General features: G+C 45.5%; 22 protein-coding genes and 1 tRNA gene. 9 read left to right on the top strand and 14 right to left on the bottom strand.

Annotated elements, in window-relative coordinates; translation table 11 throughout:
• The 10 genes from Q0546_RS05730 to Q0546_RS05685 all read right to left on the bottom strand — a co-directional run.
• Positions 1-465 (bottom strand): PAS domain-containing protein (locus Q0546_RS05730; RefSeq protein ID WP_298791342.1); only part of this gene is annotated, 465 nt, incomplete at its 3' end.
• Positions 458-1,102 carry a sulfite exporter TauE/SafE family protein gene (locus Q0546_RS05725; RefSeq protein ID WP_298791340.1) on the bottom strand — a complete coding sequence of 215 codons (645 nt, stop codon included), beginning with the start codon at positions 1,100-1,102 and terminating at the stop codon, positions 458-460. The genes Q0546_RS05730 and Q0546_RS05725, both read right to left, overlap by 8 nt.
• A gap of 133 nt (positions 1,103-1,235) precedes the next feature.
• Complete coding sequence (carA, locus tag Q0546_RS05720; protein ID WP_298791338.1) at positions 1,236-2,354, bottom strand: glutamine-hydrolyzing carbamoyl-phosphate synthase small subunit; 1,119 nt, start codon at positions 2,352-2,354, stop codon at positions 1,236-1,238.
• Positions 2,351-2,902: a DUF507 family protein gene (locus Q0546_RS05715; protein ID WP_298791336.1), complete on the bottom strand. Its 552-nt coding sequence runs from the start codon at positions 2,900-2,902 to the stop codon at positions 2,351-2,353. The genes carA and Q0546_RS05715 overlap by 4 nt, the downstream gene beginning before the upstream one ends.
• 323 nt (positions 2,903-3,225) lie before the next feature.
• Positions 3,226-3,855, bottom strand: a complete 630-nt coding sequence (locus Q0546_RS05710; protein WP_298791334.1) for a MotE family protein — start codon at positions 3,853-3,855, stop codon at positions 3,226-3,228.
• Positions 3,852-4,280 carry a flagellar export protein FliJ gene (locus Q0546_RS05705; protein WP_298791332.1) on the bottom strand — a complete coding sequence of 143 codons (429 nt, stop codon included), beginning with the start codon at positions 4,278-4,280 and terminating at the stop codon, positions 3,852-3,854. Before Q0546_RS05705 ends, Q0546_RS05710 begins: the two co-directional genes overlap by 4 nt.
• Before the next feature lies 1 nt (position 4,281).
• A complete protein-coding gene (locus tag Q0546_RS05700; protein WP_298791331.1) occupies positions 4,282-5,532 on the bottom strand; it encodes an adenylosuccinate synthase in 1,251 nt (416 codons plus the stop codon).
• Positions 5,529-6,398: an ATP phosphoribosyltransferase regulatory subunit gene (locus tag Q0546_RS05695; protein ID WP_298791329.1), complete on the bottom strand. Its 870-nt coding sequence runs from the start codon at positions 6,396-6,398 to the stop codon at positions 5,529-5,531. The genes Q0546_RS05700 and Q0546_RS05695 overlap by 4 nt, the downstream gene beginning before the upstream one ends.
• Positions 6,395-8,647, bottom strand: a complete 2,253-nt coding sequence (locus Q0546_RS05690) for a PAS domain S-box protein (RefSeq protein WP_298791327.1) — start codon at positions 8,645-8,647, stop codon at positions 6,395-6,397. The genes Q0546_RS05695 and Q0546_RS05690 overlap by 4 nt, the downstream gene beginning before the upstream one ends.
• Positions 8,648-8,729: 82 nt before the next feature.
• Positions 8,730-8,827: transfer RNA gene (locus Q0546_RS05685), tRNA-Sec, on the bottom strand.
• Between the two features lie 92 nt (positions 8,828-8,919).
• Here Q0546_RS05685 and Q0546_RS05680 point away from each other — a divergent pair.
• A complete protein-coding gene (locus Q0546_RS05680; RefSeq protein WP_298791326.1) occupies positions 8,920-9,528 on the top strand; it encodes a BON domain-containing protein in 609 nt (202 codons plus the stop codon).
• A 234-nt stretch (positions 9,529-9,762) separates the two neighbouring features.
• On the opposite strand, the gene Q0546_RS05675 is transcribed toward Q0546_RS05680, so the two are convergent.
• From Q0546_RS05675 to Q0546_RS05665, 3 genes are read right to left on the bottom strand one after another with little or no spacing between them, the layout of a single operon-like run.
• The gene (locus tag Q0546_RS05675; RefSeq protein WP_298791324.1) at positions 9,763-12,222 is read right to left on the bottom strand and encodes an MMPL family transporter; all 2,460 of its coding nucleotides are present in this window, start codon (positions 12,220-12,222) and stop codon (positions 9,763-9,765) included.
• A 7-nt stretch (positions 12,223-12,229) separates the two neighbouring features.
• Complete coding sequence (locus Q0546_RS05670) at positions 12,230-12,817, bottom strand: ABC transporter substrate-binding protein (RefSeq protein WP_298791322.1); 588 nt, start codon at positions 12,815-12,817, stop codon at positions 12,230-12,232.
• A gap of 1 nt (position 12,818) precedes the next feature.
• Positions 12,819-13,520 (bottom strand): VacJ family lipoprotein, encoded by a 702-nt coding sequence (locus Q0546_RS05665; RefSeq protein ID WP_298791320.1) that lies wholly within the window; start codon positions 13,518-13,520, stop codon positions 12,819-12,821.
• 182 nt (positions 13,521-13,702) lie between these two features.
• Here Q0546_RS05665 and Q0546_RS05660 point away from each other — a divergent pair, with 182 nt between their 5' ends.
• From Q0546_RS05660 to Q0546_RS05625, 8 genes are all read left to right on the top strand, one after another.
• Positions 13,703-14,485, top strand: coding sequence for a TOBE domain-containing protein (locus Q0546_RS05660; protein WP_298791318.1), 783 nt, complete (start codon positions 13,703-13,705; stop codon positions 14,483-14,485).
• 2 nt (positions 14,486-14,487) lie between these two features.
• Positions 14,488-15,237: a molybdate ABC transporter substrate-binding protein gene (modA, locus tag Q0546_RS05655; RefSeq protein WP_298791316.1), complete on the top strand. Its 750-nt coding sequence runs from the start codon at positions 14,488-14,490 to the stop codon at positions 15,235-15,237.
• Positions 15,234-15,614, top strand: coding sequence for a TOBE domain-containing protein (locus tag Q0546_RS05650; RefSeq protein WP_298791314.1), 381 nt, complete (start codon positions 15,234-15,236; stop codon positions 15,612-15,614). The genes modA and Q0546_RS05650 overlap by 4 nt, the downstream gene beginning before the upstream one ends.
• On the top strand, positions 15,611-16,531 hold the full coding sequence (locus Q0546_RS05645; RefSeq protein ID WP_298791312.1) for an ATP-binding cassette domain-containing protein: 921 nt from the start codon (positions 15,611-15,613) through the stop codon (positions 16,529-16,531). Before Q0546_RS05650 ends, Q0546_RS05645 begins: the two co-directional genes overlap by 4 nt.
• Complete coding sequence (gene modB / locus Q0546_RS05640; RefSeq protein WP_122870928.1) at positions 16,528-17,202, top strand: molybdate ABC transporter permease subunit; 675 nt, start codon at positions 16,528-16,530, stop codon at positions 17,200-17,202. The genes Q0546_RS05645 and modB overlap by 4 nt, the downstream gene beginning before the upstream one ends.
• Complete coding sequence (locus Q0546_RS05635; RefSeq protein ID WP_298791308.1) at positions 17,199-17,666, top strand: redoxin family protein; 468 nt, start codon at positions 17,199-17,201, stop codon at positions 17,664-17,666. The genes modB and Q0546_RS05635 overlap by 4 nt, the downstream gene beginning before the upstream one ends.
• A 159-nt stretch (positions 17,667-17,825) precedes the next feature.
• Positions 17,826-19,160 (top strand): MBOAT family O-acyltransferase, encoded by a 1,335-nt coding sequence (locus tag Q0546_RS05630; protein WP_298791306.1) that lies wholly within the window; start codon positions 17,826-17,828, stop codon positions 19,158-19,160.
• Positions 19,160-20,269: a DUF459 domain-containing protein gene (locus tag Q0546_RS05625; protein WP_298791304.1), complete on the top strand. Its 1,110-nt coding sequence runs from the start codon at positions 19,160-19,162 to the stop codon at positions 20,267-20,269. Before Q0546_RS05630 ends, Q0546_RS05625 begins: the two co-directional genes overlap by 1 nt.
• A 557-nt stretch (positions 20,270-20,826) precedes the next feature.
• Here the strand turns inward: Q0546_RS05625 and Q0546_RS05620 are convergent.
• Positions 20,827-21,456 carry an NAD(P)H-dependent oxidoreductase gene (locus Q0546_RS05620; RefSeq protein WP_298791302.1) on the bottom strand — a complete coding sequence of 210 codons (630 nt, stop codon included), beginning with the start codon at positions 21,454-21,456 and terminating at the stop codon, positions 20,827-20,829.
• Between the last annotated feature and the right edge of the window lie 14 nt (positions 21,457-21,470).

Below are 21,470 nucleotides of genomic sequence, written 5' to 3'. Positions count from 1 at the left end.
TACGAGCTTGGCCGTCTGCTCGGCGACCCTGTTTTCGAGTTTTTCGTTTAAATTTAACAGCTCTTTTTTCGTCTTTTCAAGCTCGTTATTTAGGTTTATCACGTCCGTCACGTCATGCCTGATCGCAAGAAACTCCTCGATCTGCCCGCTTAAATCCAAAATCGGGATGATAGTCGTGTTTAGATAGACGTCGCGGCCGTCCTTGGTGCGATTTCTTATCGTGCCTTTGTGCACTTTTTTGGCTAGAATCGTATCCCAAAGCCGCGCAAAAACCTCCTTTGGCACCTCGGGATGGCGCACGATGTTGTGATTTGCGCCGATTAGCTCCTCGCGCGTAAAGCCAGACATCTTGCAAAACTCGTCGTTTACGAAGGTGATAGTGCCGTTCGTGTCGGTCTTTGAGACTATATTGCTGGTCTCGATAGCCTCTTGATACTGCCTAAATCTTGCTTTGATGTTATCCATTGCTCGCCGTAAATCCTATAAAAGATAGATAAATTCCGTAAATTATTATCGCCGCGCCGCTTAAATTTAACGCATGTTTTTTAAATTTTTCGCTCACTGCCTTTAAAACCAGCGCGTAAAAACTCATCGCAAAAAAGCTAACCGCACCAAACGTAGCCGCGATCGCCGCGCCCTTTGCCCCGCTGCCGCTAGCTACGGCTAAAGCTAAAAAATAATAAACCACTCCGCACGGCAGTAGCCCGTTTAAAAACCCGAGCGTCAAAAACCCGAGCACGCTATTTTTAGAGATTGCGGCTTTCATTTTTTCGTTTAAAATTTTGGATAAAAATGCGTTTTTCTCGATGAAATTTAACACCGCACCGCGCCTAATGAGCGCGACGCCCAAAACCGCCATAAAAACGCCGATAGCAAAAAACAGGTAGCCTCGCGCCGCAAGAGATAGCGTAAAAACGCCGCCAAGCGACCCGAAAATAAAGCCAAGTAGCATATAAGCACAAATTCGAGCTAGGTTGTACCCTGCTATCATCGCGGTGCTAAAAATTTTACCTTTACCGTTCAAAAACCGTGCCAACACGATAGCAAAACCGCCACACATGCCTACGCAGTGGCCTACCGAGCTAAGTGCCGCGACGCTCAATACCCCAACAAACTCCGCGCCGCTCATCAAATTTGACCGATAAATTTCATTTGTAAATTTTAGCCACGCAGGGGCTAAATTCGGCCCGCAAATTTAGCCCTAAATTTAGCTCAAATTTGACCGCGACTAGCAACTATAAAATTTCTAAAAATTGTTTAAAGATATATTTGCTCTCGCTCGGCCCGCCGCTAGCCTCGGGGTGATGCTGTACCGAAAATACGGGATAATCCTTGTACTTCACGCCCTCGATCGTACCGTCGAAAAGATTTCTGTGCGTGATCTCGGCAACCTGCGCGATCTCCTCTGGAACGTTGTAGTTGTGATTTTGCGCCGTTATTTCGACTGCTTTGGTTTGCAAATTTAAAACCGGGTGATTTGCGCCGTGCTGACCGAATTTTAGCTTGTACGTCTCAAAGCCAAATGCGTTGCTAAGCAGCTGATGTCCGAGGCAAATGCCAAAAATCGGCACTCGAGCCTCGATAAGCTTTTTTATCTGCGCGATCTCGTTTTTTAGGGCCTTTGGCTCGCCGGGGCCGTTTGAGAGAAACACGCCGTTTATCTCGCCGCTTTTAAATTTAGCGATGAGCTCATCTGCTTGCACGTCGTGCGGGTAAATTTGCGTCTCAAGGCCCATTTCGCAAAGCTCGTTTAGGATGTTTCGCTTCACGCCGTAGTCGATGACGGCGATCTTTTTGCCGTTTGATTTTAGCGGAGCGTAGGCTTTGCTAGCGTGATCCCAGCCACCCTTTTCGTGAGCGTAAATTTGCTCTGTGCTCACCTTTGCGACGTAGTTTATCTCTGAAATTCTAGGCGAGTTTTCGAGCAGTTTTTTTAACTCTTTTTCGTCTGAAATTTCAGTCGAGATCACCGCGTGTAGCGCACCATTATCACGCAACATCTTGGTTAAAAATCTAGTGTCGATATCGTAAACGCCAAATTTGCCTTGCTCTTTGAAAAACTCTTCCAAGCTTTTTTGCGAGCGGAAATTTGACGTAGTAGCGTTAAAATCCCTCATCAAAACGCCGCTAGCGTGGATTTTCGCGCTCTCCATATCGTCTTCGTTTACGCCCACTATACCGATCTCAGGCATGGTAAAAACGATAAACTGCCCAGCGTAACTAGGATCGCTCATGATCTCTTGATAGCCCGTTAGGCTCGTGTTAAAGACCATTTCGCCACTAGCTGTACCGCTCGCACCAAAGGCCTTCGCCTGTAAAAAAACGCCGTTTTCAAGGTAGATATAAGCTCTCACAGCATGCCTCGTTTTCTTAGTTCGTCCTCGTAGAGCCGCTCAAATACGATGTCGTACTCCTCGGTGCCCGGGATTAATTTGCGCTTGTAGCCGTCGATCTTGTCGATGACCACGTCTTGTAAAATTTCATACGTTTTTATATACTCTTCGATCGAGCCATAGATGATGTTTTTGATACGATTTTCGGAAACCGTGTAGTCGATGAGCCCCTTTTTCCAAGCGCCCTCAAGCACTAGGTGGGCGACGTTGCTAAAGCGGTCTTCGTACGTAAGTATCACGCCGTACTCTTTAGCTAGCTTCTTTTTTACAAGCCAAAACATATTTTTTCTATCAACTTGCATGCTCTCCATATCGTCTTCGTTCTCGGCGAGCACCTCGTTTACGCGCTCTTCAAGAGCCTTTTCTTTTTGCAAATCGTTATCTAAAATTTCTTTCGCGCATGCCGCTACGGGCTCTACTCCGCGCGTTAAATTTACGAATCCGGACTTTAATAAATCAATAGCGATTTTGTGCGCGATGTAGGGTGTGTGTGGGAGTTTTATACGCATTTTTACCTCTCTTTTTGGACTTGATTTTAACCAAAATTTGGTAAGAAATACCTAAAATCTCACGGAGTTTTTGTTTTGGCAAGCGTTTGTTTTTGGTAAAATTTGAAGCAAAATTTGACGCTCGGATTAAAGTATTTTTGGCTTTTTTAAGACTGGGTGTTAGTTAAATTTAGGTTTTAGCGTTAAATTTGACGGCAATAAAATTTAGCCTTTGGAGTCAAATTTTACCGCCAAAGGCAAATTTAGCTTTCGCATTACCCGCGCAAATTTGAGCTCAAATTTAGACGCGAGCCAAGCTAAATTTAGAGCGCTATAGCCCAAATTTACAAATTTAGCAGATTTCCCGCCGGGCCGTCGGGCGAAGTCGGTGAGACTTCCTGCGTTACGTTTTTTTCGGCTTTTATAAATGGCGGGCCTTGTTTGATTAAAAGCGTGATTTCAGACGCTGCGGTAGGCTCCATTTTTGCCATTATCGCGGAGATTTTTTTAGGGCTTAACGAGTACATAATGCTAGCCGCGTCCGTCCTATCCATCGCGCTTAGCACGTCGGCGGCAGCTTGGTCTTTCATCTTGCCGTAGGTCTCGCCGACCTTGTCGCTAGTCATCGTTCTTAGCTCTTTTACGATTTCCTCGTTTTTCTTTATCAGCTGCTCGGTCTGCTTTTTTTCCTCTTGCGCGCGAGCTAGAGTTGCGTTTATCTCGGCCTCTTTGACGGCTAGCTTGGCGTTTCGCTCCTCAAAAAGCGCCGCCGAACTCGCCCGAAAAGCCTCCAAACTCTGCCTTGCTTCGTCTATTTTGGCAAGCTCTCTTTTTAGCTCGTCTTTTCTAGTTTCAAATATCGAAACGCAGTCCACTGGGATCTTAAAGCCGCTTTGGCTCGCGCTTTGAGCGTTTACGTCGTTTGCACCCCAAACGCATAAATTTAAAGTTAGTAAAATCAAAATTTTTTTCAAGCTTTCGCCTCTTTTTTCCTAGTAAAATTCATCGTCGCAAACTCGTCCAGAGCCGTAGCTTCGGCCTTTTTTATCTTTTCTATTTGCGCGCTAAAGTCCTGCGTTTGCAGGTATTTCACCTTTTCGTACTCTAGATTAGCCGCCTTGTACTGCCGCTCGAGGTGCGCGATGTTTTTTTTCATTAGCTCGAGCCGCTCGGTTAGCAGACTTTTTTCTCGCCGCATCGCGCCCAGAAGCTCCAGCGATCCGCGCAGATCGGCCGCAGAGCCGCTAGAGGGCATTTCAAATTTTGCAATTTGCTCGGCGGCCTGCGCTATGAAGCCCTCTATCATCGCCGCCTCGTTTCTGGTTCTTGCCAAATTTAGCTCGATTTTGTCTAAATTTCGCTTTTTTATATTTACGATTTGCGTAAATTTGCTTTTCATCTTATCGAACTATCGTGTCTTCGCGCTCCGGGCTAGTAGATACTATGCCGACCTTTACGCCCGTGATCTCCTCGATGCGTTTGATAAAGGCCTTTGCATTTGCGGGTAGATCGTCAAATTTACGCGCCCCTTCTACCTTATCCCAGCCGTCAAGCTCCTCGTAGACCGGTTTTACGCCCTCCAAATCGCTTGGGAAATACTCGATTATCTTGCCGTTTTTCTCGTAGGCTTTGCAGATTTTTACCTTTTTAAAACCGTCTAAAACGTCAAGCTTCATCAGCGCAAATTTATCCACGCCGTCAAGCCTCGCCGCGTATCTCACTCCGACCGCGTCAAACCAACCCGTGCGGCGCGGCCTGCCCGTCGTAGCGCCGTATTCGCGTCCGATTTCGCGTATCTTTTTGCCGTCTTCGCCCATATCCTCGGTCGGGAATGCACCGTTGCCAACGCGCGTTGTGTAGGCTTTGATGATGCCGATCACCTCGCCGACGTTTTTAGGGCTTAGTCCGATGCCGCTGCAGCTGCCTGCGGTTACGGTATTTGAGCTAGTTACGAAAGGATACGTTCCGTGATCGATATCTAGCAGCGTACCCTGAGCGCCCTCGAGCAAGATTTTCTTATCCGCGTCTATCGCATCCCACACCATATGCGTGGTATCAACGATAAATTTACCCAGCGCCGCCTCGTAGCTCTTTAGCTCACCCAAAAGCTCCTCGCGAGCAGGCGCTTTGACGCCTAAAACGTCTAAAAACGCTTTATTTGCCGCAAAATCAGCCAGAATCGCGTCGCAAAGTTTTTCGGGATTTTTTAGCTCACCAACGCGGTGTCCGCTACGGCTGATTTTGTCGCTATACGCAGGTCCTATGCCCTTGCCCGTCGTGCCGATAGCGTGCGCGCCTTTGGCTTTTTCTTTGGCTTGGTCGATTTGCGCGTGATAAGACAAATTTAAATGCGCCTTATCGCTTATAAATAGCCGTCCCGAAACGTCTCCAAACTGCTTTAACTCTTCGATTATCGCGGCCGGGCAGAGTACGACGCCGTTACCAATGATGTTGATTATATTTTTATGAAGTATGCCCGATGGAACCTGATGCAGCGCGATTTTCTTGCCCTCTACGACGATCGTGTGACCCGCATTGTGTCCGCCTTGACACCTACACACCATATCGTAGCCGCCACTTAGCAGATCTACGATCTTGCCCTTGCCTTCGTCTCCCCACTGCACGCCCACTATCACGTCAGCCTTGCTCATACTCTCTCCTTTTGATCTAAATTTTCGATTAACGCGTCGGTATATACGCCAAAGCCGCTGCTTTTGATACCCTCTATCTCGTAGTTGCCGCCGCCGCTTAGCACGGCGTTGCCGCCTAAAAATCTAAAAAATAGCTTATCATAATACCGCATCTTTGAATAATATAACGGAACAATTCTTAAATTTTCATATTTTACCGCCTGTGCCAGCTCTTTTATCTCAAGCAGTGCAGTTTTTATCTCGTCCGGCACTACCGGCAAAATCTCGTCGATATCTGCGACAGTGTTTACGAAGGCCAGCCTTTTTAGCCACTCCTCATTTTGATTTAGGATTTTTTCGATCTCGCCGTGCTCAAATATCGAAATAGGTAAATTTAAGAGCCTACACACGATCTGCGGGATCGCGATGTGGCTGATTTGCAGCACGGGCGCGAGGTCAAACGACTCAAAAAGCTCCTTTGCGATCTTGACGCTAGTAGCCAGATCGCTCTCGCCGATTAGCTCGGCGCCGATTTGATAGATTTCAGTGCTAGGGTACTTAAAAACCGGTTGGATGTAAAACCAGCGTTTAGGTTCGGTATCTTTTAGGCGTCTAAGAACTATGCGCACGACGTCCACGGTGCTATCGGCGCGCAGGCTGATTTGGTGATTTTCGTGATCGCTAAAGCGCACCAGAGCCGTGGGCTGCACGCTTAGGTGCTGATGATACGAGAAAAACGGCGTCACTATCTCGTGAAATCCGTTTTTTTCCAAAATTTCGCTCGCCGCTCGCTCGATCTTTCTTTTTAGTTTCGCGCTTTGTCCGAAATACAGCCTCGTGCCGCTTGGTATTTCGTGCTCGTAAACGCTCGCGTCAAATTCGCTCACTCTTGCTCCTTTGCTTTTGATTCATTCTGTTTTATCTCAGGCTCTACCCACGGCAACTCGTGAAACGCAGCTACGAAGTAGCTAGGCTTTGAGCCGCTATAAACGGTCGCGATACTAAGCTGCTCGAGATAAATTTCGCCACTTTTACGCTTATTATAAATTTCGCCGCTATAAAAGCCTTTTTTCAACAACCTCTTCCACATGTGTTCGTAAAAATTATCATCATGCACGCCTGATTTTAGTAAATTCGACGGCTTGCCGATGGCTTCTTCTTTGGAATAGCCGCTTATCTTGCAAAAGGTTTCGTTAGCGTCTAAAAATACGCCGTCTAACCCGACTACGGCGACGGCTTCTTGCGCGTTTGCAAATAGGCTTAAAATGGTATTTTTATATGCGTACTCTTTGCTATCGTTTAGTCGCGTTATCTCCATGCCGGTTTTTGTGGTCAAATTTGCCGCCAGCTTGCTCTCGATAAAGTATCCGATCACCTCATCCACGGTTCTGCCGTCTTTTGAGATAAATTTGATAAATACGCTGCAGTTTATGACCTCTAGATTTTTCCTTATCAGCCTACAAGACTGCAGCGACTCGTTCTCTTTTTTGAGCGAAGCCGCGTTAAATAAGCTAAATTTGATGTTAAATTCGTTCGCGAGCCTATCTCGGTCATCTGGATGGATGATGTTTTTAAACTCAAATTCGTTTGAGAGTATTTCGCTTTTTTTGTAGCCCAATGCGCGCTCGATATTGTCCGAAACGCTTGATATATCGCCTATAAAGCGGTCCTTCCAAACTACGCTAAACAGCGGCGAGTGCGCGTCTATCTCGCTTTGTTTTTGTGCGTTTTTCTTTAAAGTATTGCTCTTCGTAACGTCTTTTACGACGCAAAAGCCGATCTTTTCGCCGCCGGGTAACTCGTAGTTTTGCTTGTAGATGCGCACCTGCTTTATCTCGCCGCCCGCAGCAAAATGGTTCGTTTCGTAAATTTCGCCTTCGTCTTCTTGTAGCGTTTTCATATCGGTCAAATTTGACGCATTTAGCTTGGCTAAATTTTTGCTTTTTATCGCTTCCTCGCTAAGTCCGTAAAACTCGCACGCCCTCGCGCTTGCTTCGACGATCTTGCCGCTTTTTGCGTCGATTAACAGCAAGATAAAAGGTCCTTTTTCAAACAAAAATCCAAATTTGTGCGAGTACTCTTCAAATTTCGCCTTTTTCTCGCCGAAATCTCCGTAAAATTTGACGATCTCGTCCGAGATTTGATCAAATTCTTCTACCGAGCCAAATTTTGCGTAGGTCTTGATCTCCTCGCCGTCGCCGGCTTTTGCGACTAAATTTTTGATAGATAAAACGGGCTTTATGACCGAGTTTTTGACAAATTTGGTGTAAGAAAAGGTAAAAAATCCGCCCGCGGCCAAAAACGCGACGCAGATTAGCAAGAATAGTAAATTTTCTTTTATAAATTTATCCACAGGATAGCTTGAAACCACGGCCAAACCGATCCTCGGGATACTTTGAATATAATAAATTTCGCTGTTTAGCGAGCCTAAATTTGCAAATTTTACTTCGTCGCTGTTTAGGTAGTCCGCACTCACGTCGTAAAGATCAAAGATGTTTTTGCGCTCTAAAACCAGCTCGGGGTCTTGGTGAAATACGATCCTACCGCTTTTATCTATCGCAAACGAATTTACGCCGATCCTCTCGTATCCGCGCGCAAACTCCTCGTAAATCGCCGTAAAGCGTATGAGGGTTGCTAAGATTTTGCCGTTTTTCATCTTTTTTGCGGCGAGTCTTGTCGGTACGTCGCTTTTATCAAACATAAAATCAGATCTTAAAATTTTATCCTCAGGCTCGTTTTCCCAAGGCTTTGAGAGGAAAAACGCAGAGTACGTATCGCGTAATTTTTCATCGCTGACAAACTCTATCTCGCCGCGTTCGTTTACGATAAAAAAGGCCATGTATTCGTTATTGTTTTTTACGGCAAAGTCAAAGATCGCCTTTGAGTCAAAATCGGGTGCTTCAATATATCTTTCGATAAGTTTAAGTTCGTTATCTATATTTATGGCGCGTTCTTTGATGAAAGTTTTAAAGTTAGAATTTGCAGCGTAAATATCCTCTTTTACGCCTTCAAATTTTAAATTTAACCCAAAGCTAGCGGCGCATATCAGAAATACGGCGGTAGCAAAAAGCACCACGTATATCTTGCCCAAAACGGCGCGTGCGAGAGAAAATTTGGAGGCGGATGAACTAGCCAAAAGAAAAACCTTAAATTAATTTAATATAAACGGCTTATTGTAGCTGAATTTTGCTTGTTTTAAGATAATAAATTTAGAAGTTTGGCGAGAGGATGAGAGAATCGAACTCCCCGCGAAGCGGTCAACCGCCCCGCCATCGGATTTGAAGTCCGCGAGCGCCACCAGATCGCTTTATCCTCCGCGTCTTTAGATGATGAGCGCGATTATAACTAAATTTATATAAATTTTAGTTTGATTTCTATAGTATTTGGAGAAAATTTTATGGGTCGGCGATGAAAAAGCTATTTGCGCGATTTTTTTTAAAAAACCTTCTCATTTTTTCGCCGATTTTTTTCCTCGGCGGTTGTCTTGAGCTCTTTACGACCGTGACGCCGCTAACTGGCATAAACGTCTACGACGCCTACCAGATCAGTAAAGACGAGCGCGGTATTTATTCGATAACGAAAGATAAATTTATAAAAACAAAAATCCAGACTAAAATTTTAGCCTCAAGCGGGCTTAGCAACCTAAACGTTGACGTCGAGAGTTTTTATGGAGACGTGTATCTCATCGGCGTGGTGCCTGACGCCGAGCACAAAACTAAACTCGTAGAACTAGCCAAAAACACCGACGGCGTGAGTAAAATTTATACGTATATTAGATTCCCTAGCGACGGCGGCGAATGTGAAAGTAACCTCGCCATAATGTTAAATTTAAAAAATAATTTTTTTAAAGACAGCATAATCAGTGGCACAAGCGTGAGAGTAAGCGTAGTGCAATGCAACGTCGTATTTACCGGCATCATCACCGATATCGAGCAGGAAAAACACGCGATCTGGTATGCCAAACACATCGAAGGCGTGCGGGATGTTTACTCTTTTCTTAAGGTTATGAAAGAGTAGTTTTTCCCTTCAAATTTGAGTTAAATTTAAAGATTTTATCCTCCAAGGCACACACCGCACGTTCTAAATTTAAGAAGCCAAATTTGCAAATTTACCAGGACAAGAGACAAACATTCCAGACAGAATAGGCGTAGTTTAAATAGTTTTTGATTAGGCGTGACGAGAGCATACATATGGTATGTGACCGAGCGCCTTAATCAAAAACTACTTTTGAAATCCGTCGTTTATGGGGAATCAGCGGGGGATCCTAGCCCGGTAAAAGGTTTTGATTAAGGTTGGCAGCAATACTAGCGCCCCCAACAACATCATTATCATAACAAGATCGGTCAGAAGTCCGAAATATATCGTCGGGATAAAGTTGCTCGTTACCATGATGCTAAAACCCAGGATGATCGCAAACGAGGTGTAGTACATCGCGTAGCCGATACTGGCGTGCGAGGCCTTGATCGACTCGGCGACGTTTTTGCTGCGAAGCTCGATTTTTAGGCGGTGGATGTAGTGGATGATGTCGTCCACGCCGATGCCTATGCTGATAGCTGCTATCGTAATACTCATGATATCAAGCGGAATGCCCAGCACGCCCATGACGCCAAACACCGCGCAAAGCGGGATTAAATTTGACGTGATGGCGATGGCGGCGAGCTTTATGCTTTTAAAAATAATACAAAAAACGATAAAAAGCGACAAGATAACAAAACCAAAAGAATCGACTTGCGAGGCGATGAGGCTTTGAAGGAGGTTGTTATAAAGCACCATCGCGCCGCTAACTTGCACGCTTGCGTTGTCGTTTGCTATCAAATTTGCGATATCGGTTCTAAGCTCGCGCAAAAACTCGTCCCTACGTAGCGCGTCGTCGCTATCAAGAGTTCGCGCGGTAAAGCGCAGCTCGTTATCTTTTATGCTTACGTAGGGGCTTAGGATTATGTCTTTGTACTTTTGCGGGATCTGTTCGTATAGGATCGAGAGCATGAGGCCGTCGGCGGGCTTTTGCGTGATGCGCTCGACGATCTTTACGACCGTGTTTAGGCTGCTCGCTTGCCCGATAAAGCGCTTATTTTCTAGATAGTTGTGCACCTTTTTCGCGACGTCGATTTTATGCTGATTAAACCAGTATTTATCCTCTTTCGCGCTAGCGGCAAATTCGTCGTCAAATTCGTCTTTAGGCTCGTTTTTGGCCGCTTTTTCGTTAAATTTGGGCTTGTTAAATTTGATCAATATATCGACCGGCACCGTGCCGCCTAGCTTCGTATCGATCACCTGCATGCCCTTGTGGATTTCGGTCGTATCTTTAAAATAGCTTATAAAGCTGTTTTCGACTTTTAGCTTTGAGATACCGTAAAGCCCGAAAATAAGCACCGCAAGGCTAATAGCATAAACAGCGCGGCTGTGATTTAGCGCAAATGTGGCGCAGTGCTTGGTAAAGCTAAATTTATCCTCAAACGTCCTAACGGGAGCGAGCTTTGGCATCAGCGCCGTCGCGGAGCCAAATAGCAAAAACGCAAGCACCAGCGAGATAGAGATCGACACACTCATCATGATACCTAGCATTATGATCGGTTTGATATCAGAAAGCGCAAGCGACAAAAAGCCGATAACGGTCGTAAATATCGCAAAAAACGACGGACTGGCCTTATCGCGCAACGTGAGATAGACTAGTTGACGGTTGCTAAGATGCGGCTTTGTGATGCAAAACTCGCGGTAGCTCACGATCAGGTGTATGACGACGGAGATAGTGATGATGAGCTGAAGAGCGATGTAGTTTGAGCTAATCACCGTGATCTCCCAGCCGAAAAACCCAAACAACCCGCTCGCCCAAATAACGCTAATCACGCAGATAAAAATCGGCATAACGATGTAGCGAATCTGCCTAAAAAACAGCCAAAGGCAAAAGACCAAAAGCAGAGTCACGCTGATGCCGTAGGTTGCAAGATCCGAGCGCACGAAGCTCACCATATCATCCGCGATCATATTTGCCCCGCCTAAAAATAGGCTTTCGCCGCCGCCAAATTTCGCTATCGTCTCGCGTATCTGCTCGATCGCGGCGTGCTCTTTTATACGCGCTTCGTCGCGGTGAGCCTTAAACTGCGCATTTACGGCGCTTAGGCGCTGTTTTTGCTCGCTGGTGATGTTGCCGTCAATCTTGGCGTTTAGCAGGGCGTTTCGCTCGTTTAGTATGCTTTGATATTTCTCGTCGGTCTTTAAATTTAGCACGATCGCCGTAGTTTTTAGGTCGCGGCTAACGAGGTTGTTCGTATATAGCGGACTATCCACAAACTCGCGTCGCACCAAGGTTTTGTTTATATCGGCATCGACAAGGCTTGGTACGTGCTTAACTAGCTCGCTAAGATCGTTAGTTCCGCTTTGAAGCAGCGGGATGTTTAATATAGAAATGACGCTTGATACAAGCTCGTTTTTTTCTAGTTCGCGGCTTAAATTTTCTATCTTTTTAAGCGTAGAGGGCGCGAGCAGATCGTCTTTTGGCGTATAGGCGATGACTAGGTAGTTAGGGCTAACGTAACGTTTAAAAACGTCCCTAAAGACGGCTAAGTCTTTATCGTTTTCAAGTAGCAGTGTCTCGGTAGACGCGTCCACCTCGAGCTTGCCGCTGAAATATCCAAAAAAGAGCGTCGCGGTCAGTACGCCTGCGATAGCGCTCTTTGGAAAGTTGACGATAAATTTAAAAATCCGCTTCATCAGCGCCTTATTGCGGAGCTTGGACGGAGTTTAGCTTGCTAAGCAAATTTTCAAAGCTCTCGTTTTCCATCAAGCTATCAAACTGACTGCGGTAGGTCTGGATGATGCTAACGCCTAAAATTTCGACGTCGTAAATGAGCCAGCCACGCTCTTTGGCGTTGTAAAATTTATACGTAAAGCCGTAGTTTTTACCGTCCTCGCCAACTAGATCGGCGTTTAGAAAGTAGCGATTTTCGTTTGGTTTGGTAGCGTCTTTAAAATTTATAGTTTGGTTTTTATAGCTTAAAAGTTTATCGACGTAACTTGATTTTAACCTCTCTTCAAAAGCTTTATTAAATTTAGCCTTTTGCTCGGCATTTAGGTTGTTGTAGCGCTTGTTTAGGGCGATTTTAGACATCTGCTCGTAGTCGAAATATGGATCAAAAACGGCGAAAATTTTACTTATTTTCTCGTCTTTGCTCAAATTTGCGTTTTTTAGCACCTCGATGGCGTCTTGCGTCGTTTTTTGCATCGTAGGTTTTATCTGATCCTCGCTGATCGCAAAGAGGCTAACCGCGCTAAAAAGCGCAAGCAGGATGATTTTTAAAAATTTCATTTTATTCCTTTATTAAGTGGTTGCGGCGCTGTTCGTAGGCGTCGCGTAGAAACGGATACAGGTCGATCGCGTCTTTTTTAAGATTGTCGTAAGCATCTGGATGTAAAGACAAAAGGTTGCCCTGACGGAAAGTTTTTATCGCAAAGGAGTCTAGAGCCGGCTTTACATAGCTGATGGGATCGAGATAATAATCGCCGACTAGACCGACGATATCGCGTAAATTTGACGGGCCGATAAACGGTAAAACCACGTGAAACCCGCTACCCACGCCCCAGTATCCAAGCGTCTGGCCAAAATCCTCGTCATGGCGCTGCAGATTGTAGTATTTCGCGCCGTCGGTTAGCCCGCCAAAGCCGATGATCGTGTTTGCTAAAAATCTCAGCGTCTCTTCGCCGGCCTCGCTAAATTTAAACTGCAAGAGGTTATTTACAAAGCGAACGGGATATAAAAGGTTGTCAAAAAAATTTCCCACCGCAGTTCTGGCAGCCTCGGGCACTACGTAGTTGTAGCCTTTTATCGCGGGATGGATGGCGTTTACGTACATAAAATCATTAAACCCTGTCATCATTCTATTATAACCGCTAAGCGGATCGAAAATCTCGCTAGGCTGGGTAAATTCGTCGTCAAATTCGCTCTTTTCTTGCGTTTGTTCGGCAAAAACGCAACTAAAAAAAAGCAAAAGAGAGAGTAAAAATTTTCTCATCAAATCTCCGAATTTCAAGTCTGCAAAGGCAGTAACTTAGGATTTTATCTCAATGTAGCTTTTAAATTTATAAATTTCAAAATGCCCGGTATTACGAAGTTTATTTAAGTTATTTTTCATATATATTTAAATATACTTCCTAGCAAATTATTTTTTTATACTGATAAATTTGGGAGATTTTCATGAAAGCAGACGTTAGTTTAGAGCTATTTTTAGATAGTGGCGTATCGGTGTTAGCCAAGCATATAGAGCTTTTAAAGGCCGTCGAGCACACCAAAAGCATAACAAAAGCAGCCGAGTATGTCGGCATCTCGTACAAAAACGCATGGGACAGCCTAGACGCGCTAAATAACCGCTCGGACGAACCGCTAATCGCAAGAGCCGAAGGCAACAAGAAAAACAGCGGCTCGGAGCTCACGCCGTACGGCAAAAAGATGATCGCGCTATACGACGCGATGCTAGAGAGCCAAAAGATATTTTTAGAAAAAGTTTGTTCAAATATAAACGTCGATACGAACGAAATTTTAAATTTACAGCGCATGAGCATGAGTCTAAGCGCGCGAAACCAACTAAGCTGTGAGATAACCGAAGTAAAAACGGGCGCGGTAAATTCGCAAATCAGCGCCAAACTCTCAAACGGCGAAATTTTACGCGCCAACGTCACGGTCGAGTCTGAAAAAAATCTAAATTTAAAAGTCGGCAAAAAGGTCGTATTTATCTTTAAAGCTCCAAGCGTAATGTTCGCAAAAGAGGAAAATCTAAAACTAAGCGCGGCAAATTTACTAAAAGGACGCGTGATCGAGGCCAAAATCGGCTCGGTAAACGCCGAAATCGTGCTAGAAATCAGCAATCATCAGACGATAACCTCTATCATCACCAAAGATAGCGCGATGGATATGAAAATCGGCGTGGGCGACGAGCTCACCGCTATCATCAAAGCAAGTCAAATCATAGTAGGAGTATAAAAATGAAAAAAACATTTTTTTCGCTAGTAGTCGCGGCCATCGCCACCTTTAACCTAAACGCTGGTGAGATCAACGTATTTGCCGCTGCAAACGTCACTTACGCGTTTGACGAGTTAAAAGCGGAGTTTGCTAAATCAAATCCCGACACCAAAGTAACTGTCACTCTAGGAGCTAGCGGCGCGCTATCTACTCAGGTCAAAAACGGCGCTCCGGCGGACGTTTTCATGGCTGCAAATATGAAATTCGTACAAGACCTATATGACACCAAATTTGCCGTAACCCAGCCCGTAGTATACGCTCAGGGCGCGCTTGCTCTATTTACGATCAGAGATATCGATCTAGCTAAGGGCATACACGCGGTAGAAGGCCTAAAAGCCATCGCGATCGCAAACCCTGAAACCGCTCCGTACGGCAAAGCTAGCGTCGAAGCTCTAAAAAAAGCGGGCATCTACGATAAAGTCGAGAAAAACGTCATCCTAGCAAAATCTATCGGCGAGGCTCTAAGTCAAGCTCTAAGCGCTGCGGATGTCGGATTTATCGCGGCTTCTGCAATGCACGATAAAAAAATGGCCGAGTACAAAGAGGGTAAAAACTTTATCCTTATAGATCCCGCGCTTTACACTCCGATCGACCAAGGCATGGTTGTCCTAAAACACGGCGAAAACAATCCTGAAGCAAAAGCTTTCTACGACTTCATCAGAAGCGACCGCGCGAAGGAAATCTTTAGAAAATTCGGATACGTCGTCCCGTGATAAAGGCTAAAATTTCGGCAATAGAGCAAAACGACGGCGTTAGCGTTTTTGAGTTTAGCGCCGAAAATTTAAGCCTAAAAATGCTATCCTTGGAAAATCTGCAAAATTTAAAAATCGGCGACGAAGTTTGGCTAGGCTTTAAAAGCTCGGACGTCTTCGTCGCTACCTCCCCGCTTTTAAACTGCTCGGTCTCAAACGAGATAAAAGCCGAGATTTCAGATATCCAAAAAGGCGAGATCACAAGCTCGCTGCATCTAAATGCGGGCAAATTTGAGTTTGAAAGCATCATCTCCACGGCATCGCTAAAGCGGCTAAATTTAGCGCTCGGCGATCAAATTTACGCCTACGTCAAGGCAACCTCGCTCTACATCGCATGATAGAACTAGACTGCATAAAAAGCCTAAACGGCGCAAACGGGAAATTTGATTTAGATGTAAATTTGAACGTAAAAAAGGGCGAATTCGTCGCTCTTTACGGCAAAAGCGGTAGCGGCAAAACTACGATACTGCGGCTAATCGCGGGCTTTGAAACGCCTGATAGCGGAACGATAAAAGCAGGCGGCCAGACGCTATTTGACGGTAAAAACTTCACACCGCCCCAAAGCCGAAATATCGGGTTTTTATTTCAAGACTACGCGCTTTTTCCAAATATGAACGTGATGAAAAATCTGCTTTTTGCAAATCACGACGTAAATTTAGCCCGCAAACTGCTGGGTCTCGTCGAGATGAGCTCGCTAGAAAACGCCGCCATCTCGCAGCTCTCGGGCGGTCAAAAGCAGCGCGCCGCCCTAGCCCGCGCCCTAATGCGAAAGCCAGAAATTTTACTCCTCGACGAGCCGCTCTCGGCCCTTGATAACGCCATGCGCGAAAAGCTGCAAGACTACCTTGCCAAGGTGCACGCCGAGTTTGATATGACGACGATTTTGGTCAGTCACGACGTCGCGGAGATCTACAAACTCGCCTCAAAAGTTTTCGTGCTTGACGGCGGTAAAATCGCGCAAGAAGGCAGCCCGGGCGAGATATTTTTGCGCCACAGCGGCTCGCAGAAATTTAGCCTGCCGGTTAAAATTTTAGAGATATCAAAGCACGACGCCATCTACGTAGCCGTCGTTCCCGTCGGTCAGCAGCTTTGCGAGGTGGCTCTAAGCGCGGCGGAAGCTGCAAATTTAAAAGCGGGCGACGAAGCGGCAATAAGTGCCAAGGCGTTTGGGCTAAATTTGCAAAAAAGCGGTAGCGAAAACGACAAATTTGACGAACGAAACGCTGAAATTTACGCGCAAAGCGAGCCGAGATGAATATCGATTTTACGCCCTTTTACCTCTCGCTAAAGCTTGCTTTTATCTCGACTGCGATCTTGTTTTTTCTCGTGTTGCCGGTTGCGTTTTGGCTTAGCCGTGCGAGTTTTAAATTTAAACCCGTGCTAGAAGCCGTGATCTCGCTGCCTCTCGTGCTGCCGCCTTCGGTGCTGGGATTTTATATGCTGGTTTTTCTCTCGCCTTATAATTTTTTAGGCAAATTTTTTGAGGAAACCTTTGATATCCGCTTGGTTTTTAACTTTTCAGGCCTCATCATCGCTAGTTGCATTTACTCGCTACCATTTATGTTTCAGCCGCTTCAGGCGGGCTTTGCGAGCCTGCCAAAGAGCCTTTTTGAGGCGAGCTATTCGCTAGGCAAAGGCAAATGGGAGACGCTTTTTAGGGTCGCTCTGCCAAACATCAAACCCTCGCTTTTAACCGCTCTCATAGTGAGTTTTGCGCATACCTTGGGCGAGTTTGGCGTCGTGCTGATGATAGGCGGTAGCGTCGGAGACAAAACCAAAGTCGCCAGCATCGCCATCTACGAGGCCGTCGAGCTCATGGACTATACTAAGGCGCACGTTTATTCGGCGATTATGCTGTTTATAAGCTTTGCGGTGCTATTTTTAGTCTATTTTTTTAATAATTCACACTCAAAGAGGACGCAATGAAAGATATAAACGCAAATCCGGTCAAATTTGACGAGCTAATAGGCGGCAAAAACTGCATAGTTTTTACATATCCGAAAATGGGCGAGAGCGGGAAGTTTTTGCCTGAAAATTTAAAGGATTTAAAGGGGCTAACGGGCTGCACGCTTCAGTGCAAAGCCTACCAGGAAAACCTTGCAAAGCTAGAATCTGCGGGCTTTACGCTAATCGCCGTCGGCTCTCAAAGCGTAGAAAAGATGAACGAGTTTAAACAAAGCGTAGGCGCAAATTTTATCTTTTTAAGCGATGAGAACTTTGAGCTAGAATCTCCGTTAAATTTACAAACTTTTACCACGAACGACGGCAAGAAATTTTACCGCCGCCAAACTCTAATTATCAAAAACGGCGAAGTCGTAAAAAGATTTAACGACGTAGCCGAGCCTGCAAACGACGCTGTAAACGTACTCGTGGCGATAGAGCGGCTTTAAATTTTAGCTGATTTTCGCAAGAGGGCGAGAAATTTAGGGCTCAAATTTGGACGCGAATTTGAGCCGTTTTAAACTCAAATTTTAAATTCCCGTCAAACGTAAATTTAACCTAATCCAAAATAATTTTTTTATATAATTACGCAAAAATTTAGGCGGGATATGAATCTTTTTTCCATAGAATTTGGCTTGTGCTTTTTTATTTTTTGGCCGATTTATTATTTTTTAAACGCTCGCCCGCACCTACAAAAAGTCGTTTTACTCGCTTTTTCTTATCTATTTTTAGCCTCGTTCGGACTTAAATTTCTAATCATAAATTTTATCTTTAGCACGGCGATTTTTCTTTTTGCCAGGGCGAGCGAGAACAAGGATTCCGCGATTTCGTTTGCCGCCGGCGTTATTTTCGTGCTTTGCGCGCTTGCGTTTTTTAAATACGGCGGCTATTTTACGATCAAATTTGGCGTCATGAGACTTGAAACCATCGCGCTTCCGCTTGGCATTTCGTTTTATTCGTTTATGAGCATCTTGCTGCTAAAGGCCGTGCGAGAGGGCGAGTTAGAGGCGCTCGGCTACATTGATACGCTGATTTTTCTTAGCTTTTTTGCCGCGATTATTTCGGGCCCGATTTTGCGGCCAAAGCCCTTTTTCGAGACGCTAAACTCTACCAAGGTTTTTTGCGCTAGCCCCGCCATATTCGCGCTTTTGTGCTCCGCGCTTTTTAAAAAACTCATCGTCGCAAATCATCTTTTCGAGATAATTAATCCCGTTTTTGCCGCGCCCACCCTACCCGCCTCACAGCTTCTAGGCGCTCTTTTTGGCTACAGCGTGCTGCTTTACGCCGATTTTAGCGGTTACGTGGACTTCGTAACGGCGCTTGGACTCATGTGCGGCTTTGTTTTACCGCAAAACTTCAACCGCCCTTTTACGGCGCGAAATTTAAAAATTTTCTGGCAAAATTGGCACATCAGCCTTATGAATTTTTTCAAAGAGTGCGTCTATTTCCCACTGGGAGGCAGTCGCGGCACGGCGGCGCAAACACAGCTAAACGTGATGCTAGTCTTTGCGATCTCGGGCGTCTGGCATGGAGCGGGGCTTAGCTTTTTACTCTGGGGGCTCATCCATGGCCTTGGAGTCGTGTTTTTAAACTTAACTAGCGAGCGCAAATGGCTAAACTCGGCGATGCTGGGGCGATATTTTACGTTTATTTTCGTGAGTATGGTTTGGGTCTTTTTCACGATGGATTTTGAGGGAGCGGTGCGCTACATCAGAGCTATTTTTAGAAACTCCGGCGGCGAGCTTCTTGCCATTTGCACGCTGTTTGCGGGCGTTTTTGTCTTTGTATTTTTATACGCCGCGCTTGACGTTTATCCGATTTTAGTTAAATTTTTTGAGAATATAAACGCCCTTTTTTCAGCCGTTTTTTTGGTGATTTTTGGGATAATTATTTACTTTTTGATGCCGTCCGGTATGCCTAACTTTATATATCAAGGATTTTAATGAGAGCGTTTTTTGGGGTATTTCTCGCGTTTTTTACGCTGATTGCGCTATTTTTGCGACCGCTGTCAAACTATTACGAAGCCAAATATCAAAAGGATTTTTTCATCACGGACGAGCGCGCGATGGCGCTGAGCGATAAATTTATAAACGCGGCCGAGGATGGCTTGCAAAGCGTAAAATCGGCCATCGATAAACTTACTAGCACTTTTTCGGGCGATAAAAAACAGGTCGCAACTAGTGCTAAAACGGAGCAAAATTTAACCGCCTCGCAAACCGAACCCGCAAATTTAAACGCTCAAAATACGCAAAATTTAACACCTAGTATCGGCACGGTAAAAGAGGTAAATTTGACGGCGCAAACCGCTCAAATTTCTCCCGCTAAAACCGCTTTAAATTTAGATAAAAACGGCTCGATAGCGTCAAATTTAACGCCGAGTGCTCCAAATAAAACAAATAAATCCGCGGCTTTTGATATCGAGCTAAATGAAAATTTAGGCGTCATTTTGATAGGCGACTCCATAATGCAAGGCTTTGGCTGGGGCTTTGAAAACGCACTAAAAACGAGCAAAATCTCAATCAAAAATATGGCAAAAGCAAGCACGGGGCTAACAAATAAGAAATTTTACGACTGGAGCGAGGAGCTAAAAGCGGCACTAGCAGGCCTAGAAAATCGCCCGCAAAATCTGCTGATATTCGCGCTTTTTGGCGCAAACGACGCTTATAGCTACACCTTTGACGAGCAGGCGTTAGACTTTGGCACCGACGCATGGCGCGAGGCGTATGAGGGCAGGATCGCCGAGATCTACGAGATCGCAGGGCAGCACGGCGCGCAGGTCGTGTGGCTGGGAGTACCGTGCATGAAGAGCGAGAAATTCGACAAAAAAATGAAGGCGCTAAACCTGATCTATAAGGACTCGGCGCAAAAATACGGCGCGCGCTACATCGATATCAGCGGCGCGATCTGCGATAACGGCAAGTATCTAAAAGAGGGCGCGGACAAAAAGCCGCTGCGCAAGGACGACGGCATGCACATCAGCATGAACGGCGCTAAAAAGATCGCCGTTTACGTCGTGGATAAGCTGCTAAACGGGCAGGGCGATAATTTTTAGCCAAATTTGAATTTGGCTAAATTTGCAGTCTCGGCAAATTGGAGTTTATAAAATCGGCAAATTTGAAGTTGTTCTAAATTTTGCCTCTTAAATTTGAGCAGATCTGCCAAGCCGCTCGCAAAATAAATACTGCGCTTTAATTATCTAATACCAATTTCCATCATGCAGCGCGGTCGAATACTCTCTCGCAAAAGATAAAATATCGCACGGAACAATCGCGTAGGTGTCTTTTTAACACAGATGATTATCCCACCCCTAGCGCCGCCCGCGTTTTACTACAGGCCGGCCCAGATAGCACGGATGGCTTGCCAGACGGCAATTTAGTCGTCAAAATCGCTAAAAAAGCGGACAAACTGTGCTTGGTACTTTCAAGTCGCCGTAGGCGTACGCTTTCTCTACCGACGTAAATTTTATCGGTTCGTTTTCATTTTTGTCGTCTCGGCAAATTTAAATTTGCGTCAAATTTTTAGCAGCAAAAACTCAAATTTAAAACTCGGTCGGCACCAAAATCGCGTAAAGCTCGCGCCGACCGCATTAAATTTGCATAGCTACTAAATTTAATAAACCCACTTCACGACGTCGCTTAGTTCGCGGCGGTATCTTTTTGGCTGCGGTTTTACGCGGTAGCCAAACGGCACCATGAGGCACACGCGCTGCTTGCTCGTGTCAAGGCCTAAAATTTTATTTAAAGCCGCTGCGTCAAAGCCCTCGATAGGGCAGCTGTCGATACCTAGGCTCGCCGCCGCGGTCATCATATTTGCCGCCGCGATGTAGCACTGCTTGCTCGACCAGTGAAAAACTAGCTCGTCATCGCGATGAAAGCGTCCCTCTAAAAAATCGCCGTAAAATTTCTTCCTCGCGGCAATCATCTCGGGCGCCTTATCTCCGCGGCGATCAATCATCTTCTCCACGTATTCGCCCACGCTTTTTACCTCGGCGACTTTAGCAAGGATGACCAGCAAATGCGAGCAAGAGGTGATTTGCACTTGATTCCACGAGACTTCGCGGATTTTTTGCCTGAGCTGCTCGTTTTGCACGACGACGAAGTCCCACCGCTCTAGCCCAACCGAGCTAGGACTTAGCCTGCCCGCCTCCAAGATAAAGTCAAATTCGCCCGCGCTGATTTTCTTGCTTTCGTCAAAGATCTTGCATGCATGACGAAATTTCATCGATTCTAAAAAATTCATTTTCGCTCCTTTGG

Origin of the sequence: uncultured Campylobacter sp., from assembly GCF_937997465.1 — a bacterium.
GTDB lineage: Bacteria > Campylobacterota > Campylobacteria > Campylobacterales > Campylobacteraceae > Campylobacter_A.
The sequence above is the reverse complement of the archived record's forward strand: the minus strand, read 5'-3'. Positions and strand labels throughout refer to the sequence as shown.